Origin of the sequence: Streptomyces sp. SPB074 (assembly GCF_000154905.1) — a bacterium.
Lineage (GTDB): Bacteria > Actinomycetota > Actinomycetes > Streptomycetales > Streptomycetaceae > Streptomyces.
On the sequence record NZ_GG770539.1, the window covers coordinates 997,683 to 1,017,035 of the forward strand.

Annotated in this window: 17 protein-coding genes and 3 pseudogenes; 18 read left to right on the forward strand and 2 right to left on the reverse strand. The window is 74.1% G+C overall.

All coding sequences use genetic code 11. The annotated features are described in order from the left end of the window. On the reverse strand, window positions 1–1,076 hold a 1,076-nt coding region (locus tag SSBG_RS04060), incomplete at its 3' end, for a YihY/virulence factor BrkB family protein (RefSeq protein WP_234010352.1). A 17-nt stretch (window positions 1,077–1,093) separates the two neighbouring features. Between SSBG_RS04060 and SSBG_RS04065 the strand changes: the two genes are divergently transcribed. From SSBG_RS04065 to SSBG_RS04130, 16 genes and pseudogenes are all read left to right on the forward strand, one after another. Further along, window positions 1,094–2,746, forward strand: coding sequence for an acyl-CoA dehydrogenase family protein (locus SSBG_RS04065; RefSeq protein ID WP_008744952.1), 1,653 nt, complete (start codon window positions 1,094–1,096; stop codon window positions 2,744–2,746). Between the two features lie 432 nt (window positions 2,747–3,178). Further along, window positions 3,179–4,423: a GAF domain-containing protein gene (locus SSBG_RS04070; RefSeq protein WP_037868894.1), complete on the forward strand. Its 1,245-nt coding sequence runs from the start codon at window positions 3,179–3,181 to the stop codon at window positions 4,421–4,423. After that, window positions 4,420–4,953: a GNAT family N-acetyltransferase gene (locus SSBG_RS04075; protein ID WP_008744954.1), complete on the forward strand. Its 534-nt coding sequence runs from the start codon at window positions 4,420–4,422 to the stop codon at window positions 4,951–4,953. The genes SSBG_RS04070 and SSBG_RS04075 overlap by 4 nt, the downstream gene beginning before the upstream one ends. A 213-nt stretch (window positions 4,954–5,166) precedes the next feature. Continuing rightward, entirely contained in the window at window positions 5,167–5,250 is an 84-nt protein-coding gene (locus tag SSBG_RS35635; RefSeq protein ID WP_311607211.1) for a putative leader peptide, read from the forward strand. Window positions 5,251–5,429: 179 nt separating this feature from the next. Beyond that, entirely contained in the window at window positions 5,430–7,121 is a 1,692-nt protein-coding gene (locus SSBG_RS04080; RefSeq protein WP_008744955.1) for a nitrite/sulfite reductase, read from the forward strand. Then, on the forward strand, window positions 7,118–7,375 hold the full coding sequence (locus SSBG_RS04085) for a hypothetical protein (RefSeq protein ID WP_008744956.1): 258 nt from the start codon (window positions 7,118–7,120) through the stop codon (window positions 7,373–7,375). Before SSBG_RS04080 ends, SSBG_RS04085 begins: the two co-directional genes overlap by 4 nt. Next, window positions 7,372–8,100: a phosphoadenylyl-sulfate reductase gene (locus SSBG_RS04090; RefSeq protein ID WP_008744957.1), complete on the forward strand. Its 729-nt coding sequence runs from the start codon at window positions 7,372–7,374 to the stop codon at window positions 8,098–8,100. The genes SSBG_RS04085 and SSBG_RS04090 overlap by 4 nt, the downstream gene beginning before the upstream one ends. A 75-nt stretch (window positions 8,101–8,175) precedes the next feature. Further along, window positions 8,176–8,709 (forward strand): adenylyl-sulfate kinase, encoded by a 534-nt coding sequence (gene cysC, locus SSBG_RS04095; protein ID WP_037871067.1) that lies wholly within the window; start codon window positions 8,176–8,178, stop codon window positions 8,707–8,709. After that, complete coding sequence (gene cysD, locus SSBG_RS04100) at window positions 8,706–9,644, forward strand: sulfate adenylyltransferase subunit CysD (RefSeq protein WP_008744959.1); 939 nt, start codon at window positions 8,706–8,708, stop codon at window positions 9,642–9,644. The genes cysC and cysD overlap by 4 nt, the downstream gene beginning before the upstream one ends. 2 nt (window positions 9,645–9,646) lie before the next feature. Beyond that, entirely contained in the window at window positions 9,647–10,987 is a 1,341-nt protein-coding gene (locus SSBG_RS04105) for a sulfate adenylyltransferase subunit 1 (RefSeq protein ID WP_008744960.1), read from the forward strand. Then, window positions 10,987–11,124 (forward strand): hypothetical protein, encoded by a 138-nt coding sequence (locus SSBG_RS33065; protein WP_158677738.1) that lies wholly within the window; start codon window positions 10,987–10,989, stop codon window positions 11,122–11,124. Before SSBG_RS04105 ends, SSBG_RS33065 begins: the two co-directional genes overlap by 1 nt. Window positions 11,125–11,270: 146 nt before the next feature. Then, window positions 11,271–12,383 carry an aliphatic sulfonate ABC transporter substrate-binding protein gene (locus tag SSBG_RS04110; protein WP_008744961.1) on the forward strand — a complete coding sequence of 371 codons (1,113 nt, stop codon included), beginning with the start codon at window positions 11,271–11,273 and terminating at the stop codon, window positions 12,381–12,383. Between the two features lie 92 nt (window positions 12,384–12,475). Next, window positions 12,476–13,270, forward strand: a complete 795-nt coding sequence (locus SSBG_RS04115) for an ABC transporter ATP-binding protein (protein ID WP_008744962.1) — start codon at window positions 12,476–12,478, stop codon at window positions 13,268–13,270. Continuing rightward, window positions 13,257–14,195 (forward strand): ABC transporter permease, encoded by a 939-nt coding sequence (locus SSBG_RS04120; RefSeq protein ID WP_037868896.1) that lies wholly within the window; start codon window positions 13,257–13,259, stop codon window positions 14,193–14,195. The genes SSBG_RS04115 and SSBG_RS04120 overlap by 14 nt, the downstream gene beginning before the upstream one ends. A 3-nt stretch (window positions 14,196–14,198) precedes the next feature. Further along, on the forward strand, window positions 14,199–14,969 hold the full coding sequence (locus tag SSBG_RS04125; protein ID WP_008744964.1) for a sirohydrochlorin chelatase: 771 nt from the start codon (window positions 14,199–14,201) through the stop codon (window positions 14,967–14,969). 38 nt (window positions 14,970–15,007) lie between these two features. After that, window positions 15,008–15,534 (forward strand): annotated as a pseudogene (locus tag SSBG_RS04130) (GNAT family N-acetyltransferase). Window positions 15,535–15,597: 63 nt separating this feature from the next. On the opposite strand, the gene SSBG_RS04135 reads toward SSBG_RS04130, so the two are convergent. Beyond that, entirely contained in the window at window positions 15,598–16,611 is a 1,014-nt protein-coding gene (locus tag SSBG_RS04135; protein ID WP_037868898.1) for a ketopantoate reductase family protein, read from the reverse strand. 91 nt (window positions 16,612–16,702) lie between these two features. Between SSBG_RS04135 and SSBG_RS04140 the strand changes: the two are divergent. Both SSBG_RS04140 and SSBG_RS04145 read left to right on the forward strand, forming a co-directional pair. After that, a pseudogene (locus SSBG_RS04140) lies at window positions 16,703–18,132 on the forward strand (carotenoid oxygenase family protein). A gap of 201 nt (window positions 18,133–18,333) precedes the next feature. After that, window positions 18,334–19,324 (forward strand): annotated as a pseudogene (locus tag SSBG_RS04145) (acetylxylan esterase). The last annotated feature ends 29 nt before the right edge of the window (window positions 19,325–19,353 follow it).

Genomic DNA, 19,353 nt, shown 5'->3' on the forward strand with positions numbered 1-19,353 from the left:
TCCTCGGGGGGCAGGAAGCCGGCCCAGCGCTCCGGGTACCCGGAGGGCATGTCGGGGTCGCCGGGCTCGCCGTGCGCGGCGCGGTGGGCGGCGTAGCGGGCCGCGACGCCGACCGCCTCGGCCTCGCGGGCGCGTTCGTTCGCGGCGCGGGCGGCGGAGGTGGCGACGGAGGGCCAGACACGGTCGATCGCGGCGTTCATCGCGGCGCCGACGAGGACGGCGAAGGCCGAGACACCGATCCACAGGAGCACGGCGACGGGCGCGGCGAGCGAGCCGTAGATCGTCGGGCCCTCGATGGTCGAGGTCAGGTAGATGCGGAGCGCGAAGCTGCACACGACCCACATCGCGAGGGCGACGAAGGAGCCCGGCACGTCCTCGATCCAGGGCGAGCGGACGGGGACGGAGACGTGGTAGAGCGTCGTGAGGAAGACGACGCCCAGGACGATGACGACGGGCCAGTACAGGATCTGTACGACCGTCCCGCTCCACGGCAGCACGTGCACGACGGTGTCGGGCCCGGCGACCATGAGCGGCAGCGCGATCGAGCAGATGAGCAGGCCGACGATGAAGAGGCCGAAGGAGAGCAGGCGCGTCGCGACGATGCCCCGGACGCCGTCGAGCCCGTACATGACGGTGATGGTGTCGATGAAGACGTTGACGGCGCGCGAGCCGGACCACAGCGCGAAGACGAAGCCGATGGAGATGACGTCGGGGCGGCCCCGGGTGACGTCCTCGAAGATGGGCCGCGCGATGTCGTGGACGCCCTGGTCGGACAGGACGGTGCGGGTCGCGTCGAGGAAGTGCTGCTCGAAGCCGGCGATCGTGTCGGCGCCGGTCCAGGCGTCCACGTAGCCGAGGAGGCCGACGAGGCACAGGAGCAGCGGCGGGACGGAGAGCAGCGAGAAGAACGCGGCCTCGGCGGCGAGGCCGAGGATGCGGTACTCCATGCAGGAGTTGACGGTGTCCTTCACGAGCAACCAGGCGGTGCGACGCTTGGACACATTGCGGTAGAGCGCCCGGACGCGGCGAAGACGTCCCGGTCTCCTCCGCGTAGCTGTTTCTTTTGCCTGGTGCACGTCCTTACCGTATCCGTATGGCATCGCGCACCCACACCGTGACCAACCAGCCCCCGCCCCTGGTCGGGTACGACGTCTTCGGCGCCGACCGGGCACTGAGCGAGGCCGTGGACCGCCACCTCGATCCGGCGCTGCTGCCCGGGGCGCGGACCGAGCTGAGCGAGCTGGGGCGGGCCGCGGGCTCCGCGCAGGCGCGGGAGTGGGGCGCGCAGGCGAACGAGAACCCGCCGAAACTGCGCACTCATGACCGTTTCGGGCACCGGATCGACGAGGTGGAGTTCCACCCGGCGTGGCACCGGCTGCTCGGGCACGCCGTCTCGGCCGGGCTCACGAGCGCGTGGGCGCGGCCGGGCGGGCACGTGCGGCGGGCGGCCGGTTTCCTGACGTGGACGCAGGCGGAGGCGGGGCACGGCTGCCCGCTGTCGATGACGCACGCGGCGGTACCGGCGCTGCGCGCGCAGCCGGATCTCGCCGCCGTGTGGGAGCCGCTGCTGACCTCGCGGGTGTACGACGAGGGCCTGCGCCCGGCGGCGGCGAAGGCGGGCGCGCTCTTCGGGATGGGCATGACGGAGAAGCAGGGCGGCAGCGACGTGCGCGCCAACACGACGCGCGCGGTGCCGCTCGACGGGGACGGGGACGGCGTCTTCGCGCTGACCGGGCACAAGTGGTTCTGCTCGGCCCCGATGTCGGACGGGTTCCTCGTGCTGGGGCAGGCGCCGGGCGGGCTGAGCTGCTTCCTCGTGCCGCGGGTCCTCGCGGACGGGGAGCGGAACGTGTTCGCGATCCAGCGGCTCAAGGACAAGCTCGGCAACCGTTCGAACGCCTCGGCCGAGGTGGAGTTCGACGGGACGTGGGCGCGGCTGGTGGGCGAGGAGGGACGCGGGGTGCGGACCATCATCGAGATGGTCGCGGCGACGCGCCTGGACTGCGCGCTGGGTTCGGCGGCGCTCATGCGGCAGGCGGTGGCGCAGGCGATCCACCACGCGCGCCACCGGGAGGCGTTCGGCGGGCGGCTCGTGGACAAGCCGCTCATGAGCAACGTCCTGGCGGATCTCGCGCTGGAGTCGGAGGCGGCGACGACGCTCGCGCTGCGGCTCGCCGCCGCCTGCGACGCGGCGGAGGCGGGCGACGAGCGGGAGCGGGCGCTGCTGCGGCTCGCGGTGCCGGTCGCCAAGTACTGGGTGACGAAGCGGTGCACGCCGGTGGTCGTCGAGGCGCTGGAGTGCCTGGGCGGCAACGGGTACGTGGAGGAGTCGGGGCTGCCCCGGCTGCTGCGCGAGTCGCCGCTGAACTCGCTGTGGGAGGGCTCGGGGAACGTGCAGGCGCTCGACGTGCTGCGGGCGCTCCAGCGCGGGCCGGGCGCGCTCGACGCCTTCCTCGCGGAGCTGGGGCTCGCGCGCGGCGCGGACCACCGGCTGGACGCGGCGGTGAGGGACCTCTTCCAGGAGCTGGCCGATCTGGAGGGCGTCGAGGCGGGGGCGCGGCGGCTCGTGGAGCGCATGGCGCTCGTCCTCCAGGGCTCGCTCCTGGTGCGTTTCGCCCCGCCGGAGGTCGCGGACGCCTTCTGCGCCTCGCGCCTGGGCGGCGACTGGGGGACGGCCTTCGGCACGCTGCCGCGCACGGCGCCGACGCGGGCGGTCGTGGAGCGGGCCGGGGTGGAGCTGGAATAAGGGCGAGGGCTCGCGGCCGAGGGCGGCGCGGGGCGGCCCGCAGCAGGGTGTTCCGGGGGGCTCCGACGGGCGGCGCGGGCGGTGTGTTCCGGGTGAGCGCTCCGGCGGGCGTCGTGGCGGGCGGGGCTCGCGAGGCCGCAACCGGGCTGACGCCCGGTCGCGCCCCGAGGGGAACGCCCGCGGGTTCGCGGCGGGGTGGTGCCGCGCCGACACGGCACCACCCCGGTTCGCGGCCCCGAAAGGCGCGGGCACCCTCGCGGGTGCCGCCGACAGCATCGCGCGGCGGGACGCGGGGGCGCGAGAGTTGCGCAACGTTGCACACGGCATGGCCGATTCGCGGCGCGCGCGGCGCCCGGGGGAAGCAGGATGGGACGCGCAGCGCCGGCGTCCATGGGGGAGCCGGTACCGACGAGAACCTTCCGGGAGCCGCCCGTGCCGCGCACGCAGCCTCCGTCCCCGCCCGGCGCCGGGCGCCGGGCCGACGGGGCGCCGCAGCGTCCCGTCATCGACGCGTCCTGGCGGCGGGTCAGCCGGGACGGCGTCGTCCCCGGTCAGGGCACCGAGAGCGAACACCTGGACCGGGAGGTCCTGGAGGCGCGGCGGCGCACGTCGGCGCTGCGCGAGGTGCTGCCCGATCTCGGGCGCGGGCTCGCGGGGGCGGCGCGGTCGGCGGGTCAGGTGATGATCGTCGCGGACGCGGAGGGGCGGGTGCTGTGGCGCGCTGGCGACCGCAGGACGCTGCGGCTCGCGAACGCGATCTCGCTCGCCGAGGGCGCCACCTGGGAGGAGCGCGCGACGGGCACGAACGCGATCGGCACGGCGCTGGCGACGGAGACGGCGGTGCAGGTGCACGGCGGTGAGCACTTCGTGCGGGTGCTGCACCGGTGGACGTGCGCGGCGGCACCGCTGCACGATCCGCGCGACGGGCGGCTGATCGGTGTCGTGGACCTGAGCGGGCCCCGTTCGACGTTCCACCCCTCGGCGCTCGCGCTGGTGCAGTCCGTGACGCGGCTCGCGGAGTCGGAGCTGCGGCTGCGGCACCTGGAGTCGGTGGAGGTGCTGCGCGCGGTGGCCGCGCCGCTGCTGAGCCGGATCGGCGGGCCCGCGCTCGTCGTGGACCCGCGCGGCTGGGTCGCGGGCGCGACGGGCCTCACGCCGCCGCGCCGCCTGCCGCTCCCCACGACGCCGGGCGACAGGGTGGACCTGCCGGGACTCGGCCTGTGCGCGGTCGAGCCGCTGCCGGGGGGCTGGCTGCTGCGGGTGCGCGAGGAGGTCCCGGAGGAGGGTGCCGCGCCCGGCCGCATCGTCCTCGACCTCACCGGCGGGCGCCGGGCCGTGCTCACGGTGGCGGGCGGCGGGGGCGGGAGCTGGTCGGCGCGGCTGAGCCCGCGCCACGCCGAGATCCTCTACGTCCTCGCGGTGCACCGCGAGGGCCGGACGGCCGCACAGCTCGCGCTCGACCTCTTCGGCGACGCGAGCAGGACGGTGACGGTACGGGCCGAGCTGTCGCGGCTGCGGCGGACGCTGAGCGGGGTGCTCGACCACCGCCCGTACCGGTTCAGGGACGGCTGGGAGACCGAGCTGCGGCTGCCGAGCGGGCCGGGCGACCTGCTGCCGGCCTCGCACTCGCCGCTGGTGGTCAGGGGCCGGGGGACGTGTGATTCCCTGAGCCCATGAGCACCGTCGCCGTCACCACCTGGTACCTGGAGCAGACCTCTCCGGCGGACGCGGGACCACCGGTGCCCGCTCCCTCGGGCGTCCGCGTCCGGTGCGCCGAGATCGTCTCGCCCGAGCTGAGCCACTTCCTCTACACGGCGGTCGGGCAGGACGTGCGCTGGACCGACCGGCTCGGCTGGGACCGCGCGCGCTGGGCGACGGAGCTGGAGGGCACCCGGACGTGGGTGGCGTACGAGCGCGGGACACCGGCGGGGTACGCGGAACTGGCGCCGCGCGCGGACGGGTCGGTGGAGATCGTGTACTTCGGCCTGCTGCCCGCCTTCCGGGGCCGCCGCATCGGCGCGCACCTCCTGTCGTACGCGACGGCCCGCGCCTGGGAGCTGGCCGCCCCCGGAGGCCGCGTCTGGCTCCACACGTGCAGCGACGACGGCCCCCACGCGCGAGCCAACTACGAACGCAGAGGCTTCCGCGTCTACCGCACGGAGGTGGACGAGGAGGAACAGGAAACGGCGCCACACTCCAGCCTCTGAGAGGCGGGACCCCGCACTCCAGCCCCTCCGGCGTCTGAGGAGCGGGGTACGGGGCGGAGCCCCATCAACCCAGCCCCTCCGGCGCTTGAGGAGCGGGGTACGGGGCGGAGCCCCGCGAGGCCCACCCCATCACCCGTCCACATACCGAAACGCTCGTATCCACTCCGTGGACAACGGTGGACTCCCCCGATCCCCCCGTGCCACGCTTCCGCCATGTCTTCTGCTGGAATCGCTTTGGTGAGTCGGCGCCACGTCGATCTCTGCCGCATGTCCAGCGCCATCTGTCGGGCGCGCTGACGGTCCCACCGTTCCGCCCCTCGCGGCCCGCTCCTCCCCGGCCGCTCCCCTCTTCCCGCCTGCGCAGTGCCGCGCACGGCCCCGTTACCGCAGGCCCGAGCCGCCGCCTGCCCGCTCGCCGAGCCGCAGTGCCCGCCTCCGCGCGGGCCACGCCCCGCACGCCCGAAGGACGTACCGCCATGGCCGACGCCCCGACGCCCCCCGCAGCCTCCCGCCGCAAGGCGAGCCGTCACCGTGGTGAAGGCCAGTGGGCGGTGGGTCACTTCACCCCGCTCAACGGCAACGAGCAGTTCAAGAAGGACGACGACGGTCTGCACGTCCGGACGCGCATCGAGACGGTCTATTCGAAGGCCGGATTCGACTCCATCGACCCCAACGACCTGCGTGGACGGATGCGTTGGTGGGGTCTGTACACGCAGCGGCGGCCCGGGATCGACGGCGGCAAGACGGCGGTCCTGGAGCCGGAGGAGCTGGACGACGAGTACTTCATGCTCCGCGTGCGCATCGACGGCGGGCGGCTGAAGACGGCGCAGCTCAGGGTGATCGGCGAGATCTCGCAGGAGTTCGCGCGCGGCACCGCCGACCTCACCGACCGGCAGAACGTGCAGTTCCACTGGATCAGGATCGAGGACGTCCCGGAGATCTGGCGGCGTCTGGAAGGCGTCGGGCTCTCCACGACGGAGGCGTGCGGCGACACCCCGCGGGTCGTGCTCGGCTCCCCGGTCGCGGGGATCGCCGAGGACGAGATCATCGACGGCACTCCCGCGATCGAGGAGATCCAGCGGCGGGTCATCGGGAACCCCGAATTCTCCAACCTGCCGCGCAAGTTCAAGACGGCGATCTCCGGTTCGCCGCTGCTGGACGTGGCGCACGAGATCAACGACGTCGCCTTCGTCGGTGTCGAACACCCCGAGCACGGCCCCGGGTTCGACCTGTGGGTCGGCGGCGGGCTCTCCACGAACCCGAAGCTCGGCGTGCGGCTCGGGGCGTGGGTGCCGCTGGAGGAGGTCGCGGACGTGCACGTCGGCGTCATCTCCGTGTTCCGCGACTACGGTTACCGCCGCCTGCGCACCCGCGCGCGCCTCAAGTTCCTCGTCGCCGACTGGGGGCCGGAGAAGTTCCGGCAGGTCCTGGAGGACGAGTACCTGCTGCGCAGGCTCGTGGACGGGCCCGCGCCCGCCGAGCCGGTCGCCCGCTGGCGCGACCACGTCGGCGTGCACCGGCAGAAGGACGGGCGCTTCTACGTGGGCTTCGCGCCGCGCGTCGGCCGGGTGGACGGCACCCTGCTCAGCAAGATCGCCGACCTCGCCCGCGCGCACGGCTCGGACCGGCTGCGGACGACCGTCGAGCAGAAGATGCTCGTGCTCGACGTGCCCAAGAACCGCGTGGACTCGCTCGTCGCGGGCCTGGAGGCGCTGGACTTCCAGGTGACGCCCTCGCCGTTCCGGCGCGGCACCATGGCGTGCACCGGGATCGAGTTCTGCAAGCTCGCGATCGTGGAGACGAAGGCGCGCGGCGCCGCGCTCATCGACGAACTGGAGCGTCGCCTCCCGGAGTTCGACGAACCGCTCACGATCCATGTCAACGGCTGCCCCAACGCCTGCGCGCGCATCCAGGTCGCGGACATCGGTCTCAAGGGCCAGCTGGTCCTGGACGACGAGGGCCGCCAGGTCGAGGGCTTCCAGGTCCACCTGGGTGGCGCGCTCGGCCTGGAGGCCGGTTTCGGGCGCAAGGTGCGCGGCCTCAAGGTGACGGCGGAGGAACTGCCCGACTACGTCGAGCGCGTACTGCGCCGCTACCTCGCCGACCGCGAGGAGGGCGAGCGCTTCGCCGCCTGGGCGGGCCGCGCCCCGCAGGAGGCCCTGTCGTGAGCGGGGCGAGCGGCGGCACCCAGCGCGCGGTGCCCTTCTACTGCCCGTACTGCGGCGACGAGGACCTGCGCCCGGGCGAGGAGGGGCACGGCACGTGGGAGTGCGCGGCCTGCAACCGTGCCTTCCGCCTCGGCTTCCTGGGCCTGCTCGCGCGCGGCTTCGCCCGCGAGGCCGCGCCCGCGCACGAGGGGCCGGCACCCCGCCCCCGTACCAGTACCGAAGACCCCAACGGCGAAGGGGAACAACGGACATGAGCCACCCCGGCATACCCGGCACGGACCCCGGCACGCTCACGGACGACGCGCTGCGCGCCCTCGCGGAGCAGGCGGGCCGCGACCTGGAGGAGGCGGACGCGCTCGACATCCTGCGCTGGGCGACCGGCACCTTCGGGGACCGCTTCTGCGTCACGTCCTCGATGGAGGACGCGGTCGTCGCGCACCTCGCCTCGCGGGCGCGCCCCGGCGTGGACGTCGTCTTCCTCGACACCGGCTACCACTTCCCCGAGACGATCGGCACCCGCGACGCGGCCGAGGCCGTCATGGACGTCCGCGTCCTGACCCTCACGCCCCGCCAGTCGGTCGCCGAGCAGGACGCCGAGTACGGGCCCAAGCTCCACGACCGCGATCCCGACCTGTGCTGCGCCCTGCGCAAGGTCGCCCCGCTCGCCGAGGGGCTCTCCGGCTACCGCGCCTGGGCGACCGGGCTGCGCCGCGACGAGTCGCCGACCCGCGCGCACACGCCCGTGGTCGGCTGGGACGAGAAGCGCCGCAAGGTGAAGGTCTCGCCGATCGCCCGCTGGACGCAGGACGACGTGGACGCCTACGTGGCCGAACACGGCGTGCTGACCAATCCGCTGCTCATGGACGGCTACGGCTCGGTGGGCTGCGCTCCCTGCACCCGCAGGCTCCTCGCGGGCGAGGACGCGCGCGCGGGCCGCTGGGCGGGGCGCGCCAAGACGGAGTGCGGGCTGCACGGCTGAGGCGCGGAGCACGTGGACGCGGGACGAGGAAGCGAGACGCCCGGAGGGACGACCGGGCACGAGGAGGGGTACGAGGTGACGGGAGCGACCGTCTGGCTCACGGGCCTGCCGAGCGCGGGCAAGACCACGATCGCCCGCGCGCTGGCCGAACGGCTGCGCGCCGAGGGCCGCAGGACGGAGGTGCTGGACGGCGACGAGATCCGCACGTTCCTCTCGGCCGGGCTCGGCTTCGGCCGCGCCGACCGGGACACGAACGTCCAGCGGATCGGCTTCGTCGCCGAACTCCTCGCCTCGCACGGGGTGCTGGCGCTCGTGCCGGTGATCGCGCCGTACGCGGACAGTCGCGCGGCGGTGCGCGAGCGGCACCGGGCGGAGGGCACCGCGTACCTGGAGGTGCACGTGGCCACCCCCGTCGAGGTGTGCGCCGAGCGCGATGTGAAGGGGCTGTACGCCAAGCAGGCGGCCGGGGAACTGAGCGGGCTCACCGGGGTGGACGACCCCTACGAGGCGCCGGCGGCACCCGACCTGCGGATCGAGTCGCACACGCAGCCGGTCGCCGATTCGGCCGCCGCGCTGCACGCGCTGCTCACGGAGAGGGGACTGGTATGACGAGGACGGCGACGGCCGCGGGGAGCGGCACGGAGAGCCCGTTCGCGCTGAGCCACCTGGACGTGCTCGAATCCGAGGCGGTGCACATCTTCCGCGAGGTGGCCGGGGAGTTCGAGCGCCCGGTGATCCTCTTCTCGGGCGGCAAGGACTCGATCGTGATGCTGCACCTGGCGCTCAAGGCGTTCGCGCCCGCGCCGGTGCCCTTCACGCTCCTGCACGTGGACACGGGGCACAACTTCCCCGAGGTGCTGGAGTACCGGGACCGCGTCGTCGCGGAGCACGGGCTGCGGCTGCACGTCGCCTCCGTGCAGGAGTACATCGACAACGGGACGCTGCGCGAGCGCCCGGACGGCACCCGCAACCCGCTCCAGACGGTGCCGCTCACCGAGGCCATCCGCGAGCACCGGTTCGACGCGGTGTTCGGCGGGGGCCGGCGCGACGAGGAGAAGGCGCGCGCGAAGGAGCGCGTCTTCTCGCTGCGCGACGAGTTCTCGCAGTGGGACCCGCGCCGCCAGCGCCCCGAGCTGTGGCAGCTCTACAACGGGCGGCACGCCCCGGGCGAGCACGTCCGGGTCTTCCCGCTCTCCAACTGGACCGAGCTGGACGTGTGGCAGTACATCGCCCGCGAGGGCATCGCCCTCCCGGAGATCTACTTCGCGCACGAGCGGGACGTGTTCTCGCGGAGCGGGATGTGGCTCACGGCCGGCGAGTGGGGCGGGCCGAAGGAGGGCGAGCCGGTCGAGCGGCGGCTCGTGCGCTACCGCACGGTCGGCGACATGTCGTGCACGGGGGCCGTCGACTCGGACGCGAGGACGCTGGAGGCGGTCATCGCGGAGATCGCCGCCTCGCGGCTCACCGAGCGGGGCGCGACCCGCGCCGACGACAAGCTCTCGGAGGCCGCCATGGAGGACCGCAAGCGCGAGGGGTATTTCTAGCCATGACCAGCACCCAGGCCCTGGACACGAGCGCCACGACGCTCCTGCGCTTCGCGACGGCCGGTTCCGTGGACGACGGCAAGTCCACCCTCGTCGGGCGGCTCCTGCACGACTCCAAGTCGGTCCTGACCGACCAGCTCGAAGCCGTCGAGCGGGCCTCGCAGAGCCGGGGCCGCTCCGGCCCCGACCTCGCGCTGCTCACGGACGGGCTGCGCGCCGAGCGCGAGCAGGGCATCACGATCGACGTGGCCTACCGCTACTTCGCGACCCCGCGCCGCCGCTTCATCCTCGCGGACACGCCGGGGCACGTGCAGTACACGCGGAACATGGTGACGGGCGCGTCCACGGCCGAACTCGCCGTGGTCCTCGTGGACGCGCGCAACGGCGTCGTGGAGCAGACCCGCAGGCACGCGGCCGTCGCGGCGCTCCTGCGCGTCCCGCACGTCGTCCTCGCGATCAACAAGATGGACCTCGTGGAGTACGCGGAGCCCGTCTTCGCCGCCATCGCCGAGGAGTTCACGGCGTACGCGACGCGCCTCGGCGTCCCGGAGGTGACCGCGATCCCGATCTCGGCGCTCGCCGGGGACAACGTCGTGGAGCCCTCGGCGCGCATGGACTGGTACGGGGGCCCGACGGTCCTCGAACACCTGGAGACGGTCCCGGTCAGCCACGACCTGACCGGCTGCCCGGCGCGTTTCCCCGTCCAGTACGTGATCCGCCCGCAGTCCGCCGCGCACCCCGACTACCGGGGCTACGCGGGCCAGGTGGCCTCCGGGGCGCTGCGGGTGGGCCAGCGGGTGACCGTGCTGCCCTCGGGCCGCACGAGCACGATCGCGGGCATCGACGCGCTGGGCCAGGAGGTGGACATCGCCTGGGCGCCGCAGTCGGTGACCGTACGGCTCACGGACGAACTCGACGTCTCGCGCGGCGACATGATCGCCCCGGCCGACGAACTCCCTGCGGTGACGCGGGAGGTGACGGCGACGGTGTGTCATGTCGCGGACACCCCGCTGACGGTGGGGCACCGTGTGCTGCTCAAGCACACGACCCGGACCGTCAAGGCGATCGTCAAGGAGATCCCCTCGCGGCTCTCGCTGGACGATCTCGCGCAGCACCCCGAACCGGGGCGGCTCGTCGCCAACGACATCGGCCGCGTCGTGGTGCGCACGGCGGAACCGCTCGCGCTGGACGACTACGCGGGCTCGCGCCGTACGGGTTCCTTCCTGCTGGTGGACCCGGCGGACGGTACGACGCTCGCGGCGGGGATGGCCGGCGAGGCGTTCGGCGGGAGCGCGGAGGCCGGTGCCGCGGCGGTGGCCGGGGACGAGGGCTGGGACTTCTGATGACTTCGCAGGGAGCGGGACGGGGAACGGACACGCCCTCGTTCCTCGACGCGTACGGCGGTTTCGCCAAGGAGGGCGGCCGGGTGGGCAGCGGCGCGCTGGGCGCCGGGACCGGGGGTGTCGCGCGATGTGTGTGAACCGCGGCCCGCGCCGTCCCCGGGGGAGCGCCCGCGCGCTCCCCGCGCACCACCACCGAAGACCTTCCACCCGCCCCGAAGCCTCCTGACCCCCCTCCCCCACGGGGAGACCGACGAGGACCGGGCCAACGAGAGGACCCCCTCCCGTGCCTTCCGCAAGACTGCGCCGCTCGCTCGCCGCGGCCACCGCTCTGCCCCTGCTCGCCCTCGCGGCCACCGCCTGCGGTTACGGTTCCAAGTCGGACGAGGACGACAAGCCCTCCCGGGCGGCCGCCGCCGAGGGCGCGAAGAAGCTCTCCGCTTCGAGCGTGCGGATCGGGTACTTCCCGAACCTGACGCACGCGACCGCCCTCGTCGGCATCGAGAAGGGCCTGTTCCAGAAGGAGCTGGGCGCGACCACCGTCAAGCCCTCGACCTTCAACGCCGGCCCCTCGGAGATCGAGGCGCTCAACTCGGGCTCGATCGACATCGGTTTCATCGGCCCCTCGCCGTCCATCAACGGCTTCACGCAGTCGCGGGGCAAGTCCCTGCGGATCATCGGGGGTTCGGCGTCCGGCGGCGTCAAGCTCGTCGTGAACCCGAAGAAGATCACCTCGCTGGACGACGTCAAGGGCAAGCGCATCGCGACCCCGCAGCTCGGCAACACGCAGGACGTCGCCTTCCTCAACTGGGTGGCGGAGAAGGGCTGGAAGGTCGACGCGCAGAGCGGCAAGGGGGACGTCTCCGTCGTCCGCTCCGACAACAAGGTGACGCCCGACGCCTACAAGTCCGGTTCCATCGACGGGGCGTGGGTACCCGAGCCGACCGCGTCCAAGCTGGTCTCGGAGGGCGCCAAGGAGCTCCTGGACGAGCGGGACCTGTGGCCCGGCAAGAAGTTCGTGATCACGAACATCATCGTGTCGCAAAAGTTCCTGAGCGAGCACCGCGACGTCGTGGAGGCGGTGCTGCGCGGCTCGGTCACGACCAACAAGTGGATCAAGGACAACGACGAGGCCGCGAAGACGACGGCGAACAAGGCGCTGGAGAAGCTGAGCGGCAAGGCGCTGCCGGCCGATCAGCTCGACCCGGCGTGGAAGTCCATCGAGATCCTGGACGATCCGCTCGCCGCGACGCTCCAGGCCGAGGCCGACCACGCGGTCAAGGCGGGTCTGCTCGAAAAGCCGCAGCTCAAGGGGATCTACGACCTCGGGCCGCTCAACAAGGTGCTCAAGGCCGAAGGAAGCCCCGCGGTGGACGACGCCGGTCTCGGCGTGAAGTAGCGGCGCGGGGGCGCGGCACCGCCGTACGCGCGCCGCCCGTTATTTCTCTCTCGGCGCCATCCATCCCCGGCCCCGTTCCCAGGAGGTGTCCCATGGCGGCGACGTACGCCGAGGCCACGGACGGCAGTACGCGTGAGGCGGGCCCGGCCGCCCGGCTCGCTCACGTCTCCAAGTCCTTTCCGACCCCCGCCGGGCAGCACCTCGTGCTCGACGACATCTCGCTCGATGTCGCCCCCGGCGAGTTCGTGACCCTGCTCGGGGCCTCGGGCTGCGGGAAGTCGACGCTGCTCAATCTCGTCGCCGGGCTCGACGCGCCCTCGGAGGGCGAGATCAGCACGCCGGGCGCGCGGCCCGCGCTCATGTTCCAGGAGCACGCGCTGTTCCCCTGGCTCACGGCGGGCAAGAACATCGAGCTGGCGCTCAAGCTGCGCGGCGTGCCGCGCCCCGAGCGGCGGGGCAGGGCCGAGGAGTTGCTGAGCGTCGTCCGGCTCGACGGGGCGTACGGGAAGCGGGTGCACGAGCTGTCCGGCGGAATGCGGCAGCGCGTGGCGCTCGCCCGCGCGCTCGCGCAGGACAGCCGGCTCCTGCTCATGGACGAGCCGTTCGCCGCGCTCGACGCGATCACCAGGGACCTGCTGCACGACGAGCTGACCCGGGTGTGGCGCGAGACGCGGCTCTCGGTGCTCTTCGTGACGCACAACGTGCGCGAGGCGGTGCGGCTCGCCGAGCGCGTCGTGCTGCTCTCCTCGCGGCCGGGACGGGTCGCGCGCGAGTGGCACGTGGACATCCCGCAGCCGCGCCGTATCGAGGACACCGCCGTGGCGGAGCTGTCCGCCGAGATCACCGAGGAACTGCGGGGGGAGATCCGCCGTCATGGCCAGCACTGAGACCAGCACCGAGGCCGGCACCCGGCTGAACAAGGGGCCGGGGAGCACGGGGACGGGAAGCGCGGAGGACGGCGACCTCGCCGGGCTCGACGCGCTCGAAACGGCGGGCGGCGCGGCCGGGACGGGGCGCGCGGGAGTGCGCGAGGTCCTGGTCCGCAAGGTCCTGCCGCCGCTCGTCTCGGTCGTCCTGGTCCTCGCCGTGTGGCAGATCCTCGTCTGGGCGAAGGTCACCGACTCCTACAAGCTGCCCGCGCCGGGCGCGGTGTGGGACGAGCTGAGCGAGGCGTGGACGCGGGGCAAGCTGCTCGGCTACATCTGGACGAGCGTCGAACGCGGCCTGTTCGGCTTCGTGCTCGCGCTCGTCATCGGCACGCCGCTCGGGCTGCTCGTCTCGCGGGTGCGCTTCGTGCGCGCCGCGATCGGGCCGATCCTCTCCGGGCTCCAGTCGCTGCCCTCGGTCGCGTGGGTGCCCCCGGCCGTGCTGTGGCTCGGGCTGAACAGCTCGATGATGTACGCCGTGATCCTCCTCGGCGCGGTGCCCTCGATCGCCAACGGCCTGGTCTCCGGCGTCGACCAGGTGCCGCCGCTGTACCTGCGGGCCGGGCGCACGCTCGGCGCGACGGGCCTGCGCGGGACCTGGCACATCGTGCTCCCGGCCGCGCTGCCCGGTTATCTCGCGGGGCTCAAGCAGGGCTGGGCGTTCTCGTGGCGCTCGCTCATGGCCGCCGAGATCATCGCGTCCTCGCCGGATCTCGGCATCGGGCTGGGGCAGTTGCTGGAGAACGGCCGTACCAACAGCAGCATGTCGATGGTGTTCCTCGCGATCTTCCTCATCCTGATCGTCGGCATCGCGATCGACCTGCTCATCTTCAGCCCGCTGGAGCGCAGGGTGCTGCGCACGCGCGGGCTGCTCGTCAGGAGCTGAACCATGACCGCTCCCCCGCCCGCCCTGCTGGTCGTCGCGCACGGCAGCCGCGATCCGCGCCACGCCGCCACGGTCGGCGAACTCGTGGCGCGGGTACGGCGTTCGCGGCCCGGGCTCACGGTCGGGACCTCGTTCCTCGACTTCGCCGAGCCGTCCGTCCCGGACGCCCTCGCGGGGCTCGCGGCGGCCGGCGCCCGGGAGGTCGTCGCGCTGCCGCTGCTGCTCACGCGGGCCTTCCACGCCAAGAGCGACATCCCGGCGGCGCTCGCGGCGGCGAGCCGCGCGATGCCGGGGCGGTCGGTGGGGGTGCGGCTCGGGCGTGTGCTCGGCCCCTCGCCGCTGCTCACGGCGGCGCTGGAGCGGCGCCTCGCGCAGGCGGGGGTACGGCGTGCCGAGCGCGCCGCGACCGCCGTCGTGCTCGCCTCGGCCGGGTCGAGCGACCCCGAGGCCGCCGCGGTGCTCGACGGGATCGCGCGGCAGTGGCGGGGGACGGGCTGGGGCGCGGTGCGGCTCGCCCACGCCTCGGCGCGCGGCCCGCGCACCGAGGAGGTGGTGCGGGAGCTGCGCGCGGCGGGCTGGGCGCGGATCGCGGTCGCGCCGTACGTCCTGGCCCCCGGCTTCCTGCCGAACCGCATCGCGCGGGGCGCCCGCGAGGCGGGCGCGGACGTGCTGGCGGAGGTGCTGGGACCGGCGCCCGAGGTCGTACGGCTCCTCGTGCGGCGGTACGAGGACGCGCTCTTCGCCCCGGCGCCCCGGCTCGCTGCGGCGGCCTGACGCACGGCAGTTCGACCTCCGCCACTAGGGTGGGCGGGGTGACTCCGGAACTGCGCACCGAGCGCCTGGCACTGAGTCCGTACGTCCGCGCCGACGAGGAGGATTTCGTCGCCCTCTTCCAGACGGCCGCCTTCGGCGAGCACTTCGGCGACGGAATGCAGTCGCCCGAGCAGGACCGCGCCCTGTTCCAGCGCCTCTTCAGCTGCGTCTACGCCGAGGAGCGCTTCCCCGTGTGGGCGGTGCGGCTCGACGGGGCGTACGCCGGGCACGCCGAGATCAAGCCCTCGCCCGCGCCGTGGCTGGACGGGCACGAGATCGTCTACGGGCTCGCCCCGCGCCACCAGCACCGGGGCCTCGGCACGGAGGTCGCCGCCGCGCTCACGGCCTACGGCCACGAGACCCTCGGCCTCGCGGAGGTCCACGCGACCGTCAACGCGGGAAACACCTTTCGCTGGCCCTCCTCGAACGCCTCGGCTACGAGCGGCGCCGCGAGGTCAAGGAGGACGACGGCCGCGTGACGTGCCTGCTGACCTCGACGGCGGAGGGTTGGGCGGCACGCGGCTGAGGCGGCCTGGGCCGCCGGGGGGACACCTCCCGGTCCGGCCGCCCCTCCCGCGTAACGCCGCCGCTACGCCCGCGCGGCGGCCTCGATCCGTTCCCGCAGCCCGGCCGGCGTGTACGCGCCGGGGCCGCCGCCCGCGCGGGCCAGCTCGTTTACGAGCGCGCGCAGGGTCTCGTTGACCGGCGTGGGGACGCCGTGCAGGCGGCCGAGGAGGACGATCTCCCCGTTGAGCCAGTCGGCCTCGACCGAGGAGGCCCCGCGCCTGAGGCTCTGCCACGTGGAGCCGCCGCCGCGCGGGACGCCGGGCACGGGGAGCAGCCTTACGCGCTCGCCCCGCACGCGGCGCGCCTCCTCCTCACCGACCGTCACGATCCCGGCCGCCGCGAGCACCGCGGCGCCCTCCGCGCGCGCCTCGGCGACGAGGGCGAGGGCCTCGGGGCCTTCGAGCGGACCGAGAAGCGCCTCGATCGCGTTGGGCAGGTTGTCGAGCAGTTTCGCGTACTTCCAGGGCATGACGTCCTCGGGCAGCGGCGCGTCGAAGCGGCTCGCGCGCAGATCGGCCGCGACGGCGTCGAGGACGGGCTCGGGGCGGCCCGGCGGGTAGCTGCCCAGGTGCAGGATGCCGGTGAGCGGGACACCGCCCGCGCCGACGACGCCCGCTTCGAGGTACGTGGACGGCATCCACACGCAGACGCCGACGACCCGCGCGAAGCGGCGCAGCGCCACGCGCTCGTTCACGACGCCGTTCTGGAGGCACAGCACGGGAAGCCGCTCCCCGGCCGTGCCCCCGCCCGCTACCGGGCGCGGTGCCCACGCGTCGAGCGCCGCCACGGTGTCCTGGCTCTTGACGGCGAGGAGCAGCACGTCGTCCGCGCGCAGCTCGCCCAGTTCCTCCGGCCCGCCGACGACGGGCAGCCGGTACGCGTGCTCCCCCTCGGGCGTCACGAGCCGCAGTCCGTCCCGCTCCAGGGCCTCCCGGTGCGCCCCGCGCGCGACGCACACCACCTCCCGGCCGCCGCCCGCGAGCCTGGCCCCCACGGTTCCGCCGACGGCCCCTGTCCCGATCACGATGTAGCGCATACGGGGAGCCTGCCACAGGAGCCCCGGGGAGCGCGGCGGCGCGGGATCGCTCCCGTGTGCGCTTGGCCCCGGTCCGTCCCATCATGGCCTCATGACGACCGCGTTCGACCCCGCCCGCGTCCCGCACCTCAACGGCCCCTTCGCGCCGGTCACGGCGGAGGTGGACGTCGCGGACCTGGAGGTGGTGGGCGAGCTGCCGGAGGCGCTGGACGGGCTGTACCTGCGCAACGGGCCCAACCCCCGGTTCACGCCGGTCGGGAGCTATCTCTACCCGCTCGACGGGGACGGCATGGTGCACGGCGTGTGGCTCTCGGGCGGGCGGGCCAGGTACCGGAACCGGTTCGTGCGGACGGAGGCGATGCGTGCCGAGGAGCGCGCCGGGCGGGCGCTGTGGGGCGGCCTGGAGTCACTGATCCTGCCGGACGCGGCACAGGTCGGCGAAGAACTCGCCGGGACGTTCAAGCCGCTGCCGGACATCAACGTGGTCCGGCACGCGGGGCGGCTGCTCGCGCTCGCCGAGTCCGACTGCCCCTACCGCCTCACCCCGGGGCTCGGCACGCTCGGCAGGGAGACCTTCGGCGACCGGCTGCCCGCAGGGATCACCGCGCATCCCAAGACCGATCCGGTGACCGGCGAACTGGCCGCGTTCTGCTACGCGCTGGAGCCCCCGTACCTCACGTGGTCGCTCATCGGCCCGGACGGGGCGGTGCGGCGCGGCCCGACGCCTGTCGAGGGCGTGGACGCGCCCCGGATGATCCACGACATGGCGCTCACCGAGCGGTACCTCGTCCTCGTCCTCGCGCCGGCGTTCTTCACCCTGGACGAGGCCCTGCACGGCGGTTCCTTCCTGCACTGGCGCCCCGAGCGCGGCACGCGCCTCGCGCTGATCCCGCGCGACGGCGGCCCGGTGCGCTGGGCGGAGGACGAGGCGTTCTGGCTGTGGCACACCGTCAACGCCTACGAACGGCCCGGGGACGGGCACGTCGTCCTCGACTACGTGCAGTGGCCGGAGCTGTCGCTCGGCGCCGCCCGCGAACGGCACGCGGCGCCCGGTGCCGCCCACGGCCTGACCCGCGCCGTGATCGACCCCGTCGCGGGCACGGTGCGCCGCACCCGCCTGGACGACGCGCGGGTGGAGCTGCCCCGTATCGACGACCGGGCGCTGGCGCGCCCGCACGACCGCCTCGCCGTCGCGGCGGGCGGACGCGGGACCTGCTGCCCGGGGAGTACGACGCCCTGCGCTTCTACGAGCTGGGCGGCCCGGAGCGGGCCGAGGTGACCGCGGTGAGCTGGGACGCGGGCGCGCTCGCGGTGGGCGAGCCGGTCTTCGCGCCCGAGCCGGGCACGCGGGACAGCGCGCGCGGCTGGTGGCTCACCTTCGCGACCGACCGCACGGACGGGTCGAGCAGGCTCCTCGTCCTGCCCGCCGCCGACCCCGGCTCGGGGCCGGTGGCGCAGATCCTCGTCCCCGTCCGGGTCCCGCTCGGGCTGCACGGGAGCTGGCTGCCGACGGCGGAGTGAACCGCCACCCGGCGCGGGCGCCGCGCGCCGCACCGTGGCACGCCGTCGCACCTCACACCGCAGGAAGCGCTTTCTGCCTATGCCATTCCCCCGGCGGGCCCCGGCGGCATAGCGTGGGTGCCGCACTGTCGTCCCGCGCCACCCGGGGCAGACGTACCGTACCCGTGCGCTCACGCGCCGTGTGTTTGAGGAGAGGCCCCCATGGCCCTGTTCGACTTTTCCGTCGACAAGCTGCCCGGCTACCGCAGCGCGTCCGTGGAACCGGAGGACTTCGACGCCTTCTGGACCCGGACCCTGACCGAGACCCGCGCGCACCCGCTCGACGCCCGCTTCGAGCGGGTGGACGTCCCGCTGACGACCGTCGAGGTGTACGACGCGAGCTTCTCCGGCTTCGGCGGCGACCGGATACGCGGCTGGCTCGTGCTCCCCGCGGGCACGGCCGAGCCGCTGCCGGTCGTCGTGGAGTACCTGGGGTACGGGGGCGGGCGCGGCCTGCCGCACACGCACCTGCTCACCGCGAGCGCGGGCTACGCGCACTTCGTGATGGACACGCGCGGCCAGGGCGCGGGCTGGGGCGGCGGCGACACCGTGGACCCGGGCGGCAGCGGCCCGGCCGTGCCGGGGTACATGACGCGCGGGATCGACGACCCGGACACGTACTACTACCGGCGGGTCTTCACGGAACAACAGATAACGGGCCGTGGAGGAGGCAAAACGCGCCCCGATCACCGACGCGGGCCGCACCGTCGTAACGGGGGACCCAACCCAGGGCGGCGGGATCACGCTCGCGGTGGCCGGCCTCGTGCCCGACCTGGCGGGCGTCGCGCCCAACGTCCCGTTCCTGTGCGACTTCCCGCGCGCCACGACGCTCACCGACAGGCACCCCTACCGCGAGATCGGCGCGTACCTCAACGTCTTCCGCGACCGCGTCGCCGCCGTGCGCTCCACGCTCGCCTACTTCGACGGCGTGCACTTCGCCGCGCGCGGCACCGCGCCCGCGCTCTTCTCGACGGCCCTGGAGGACCAGGTCTGCCCGCCCTCGACGGTGTACGCGGCGTACAACGCGTACCCGGTGGCGGAGAAGGACATCAAGGTCTACGAGTTCAACGGCCACGAGGGTGGCGGCACCCATCAGGACGCGGCCCGCCTTGCGTGGCTGCGGGGGCTTGAGGGGTTCGGGGTCGCGGGCTGACGGCGCGCGGCTGAGGGGCGGGGGGGGCG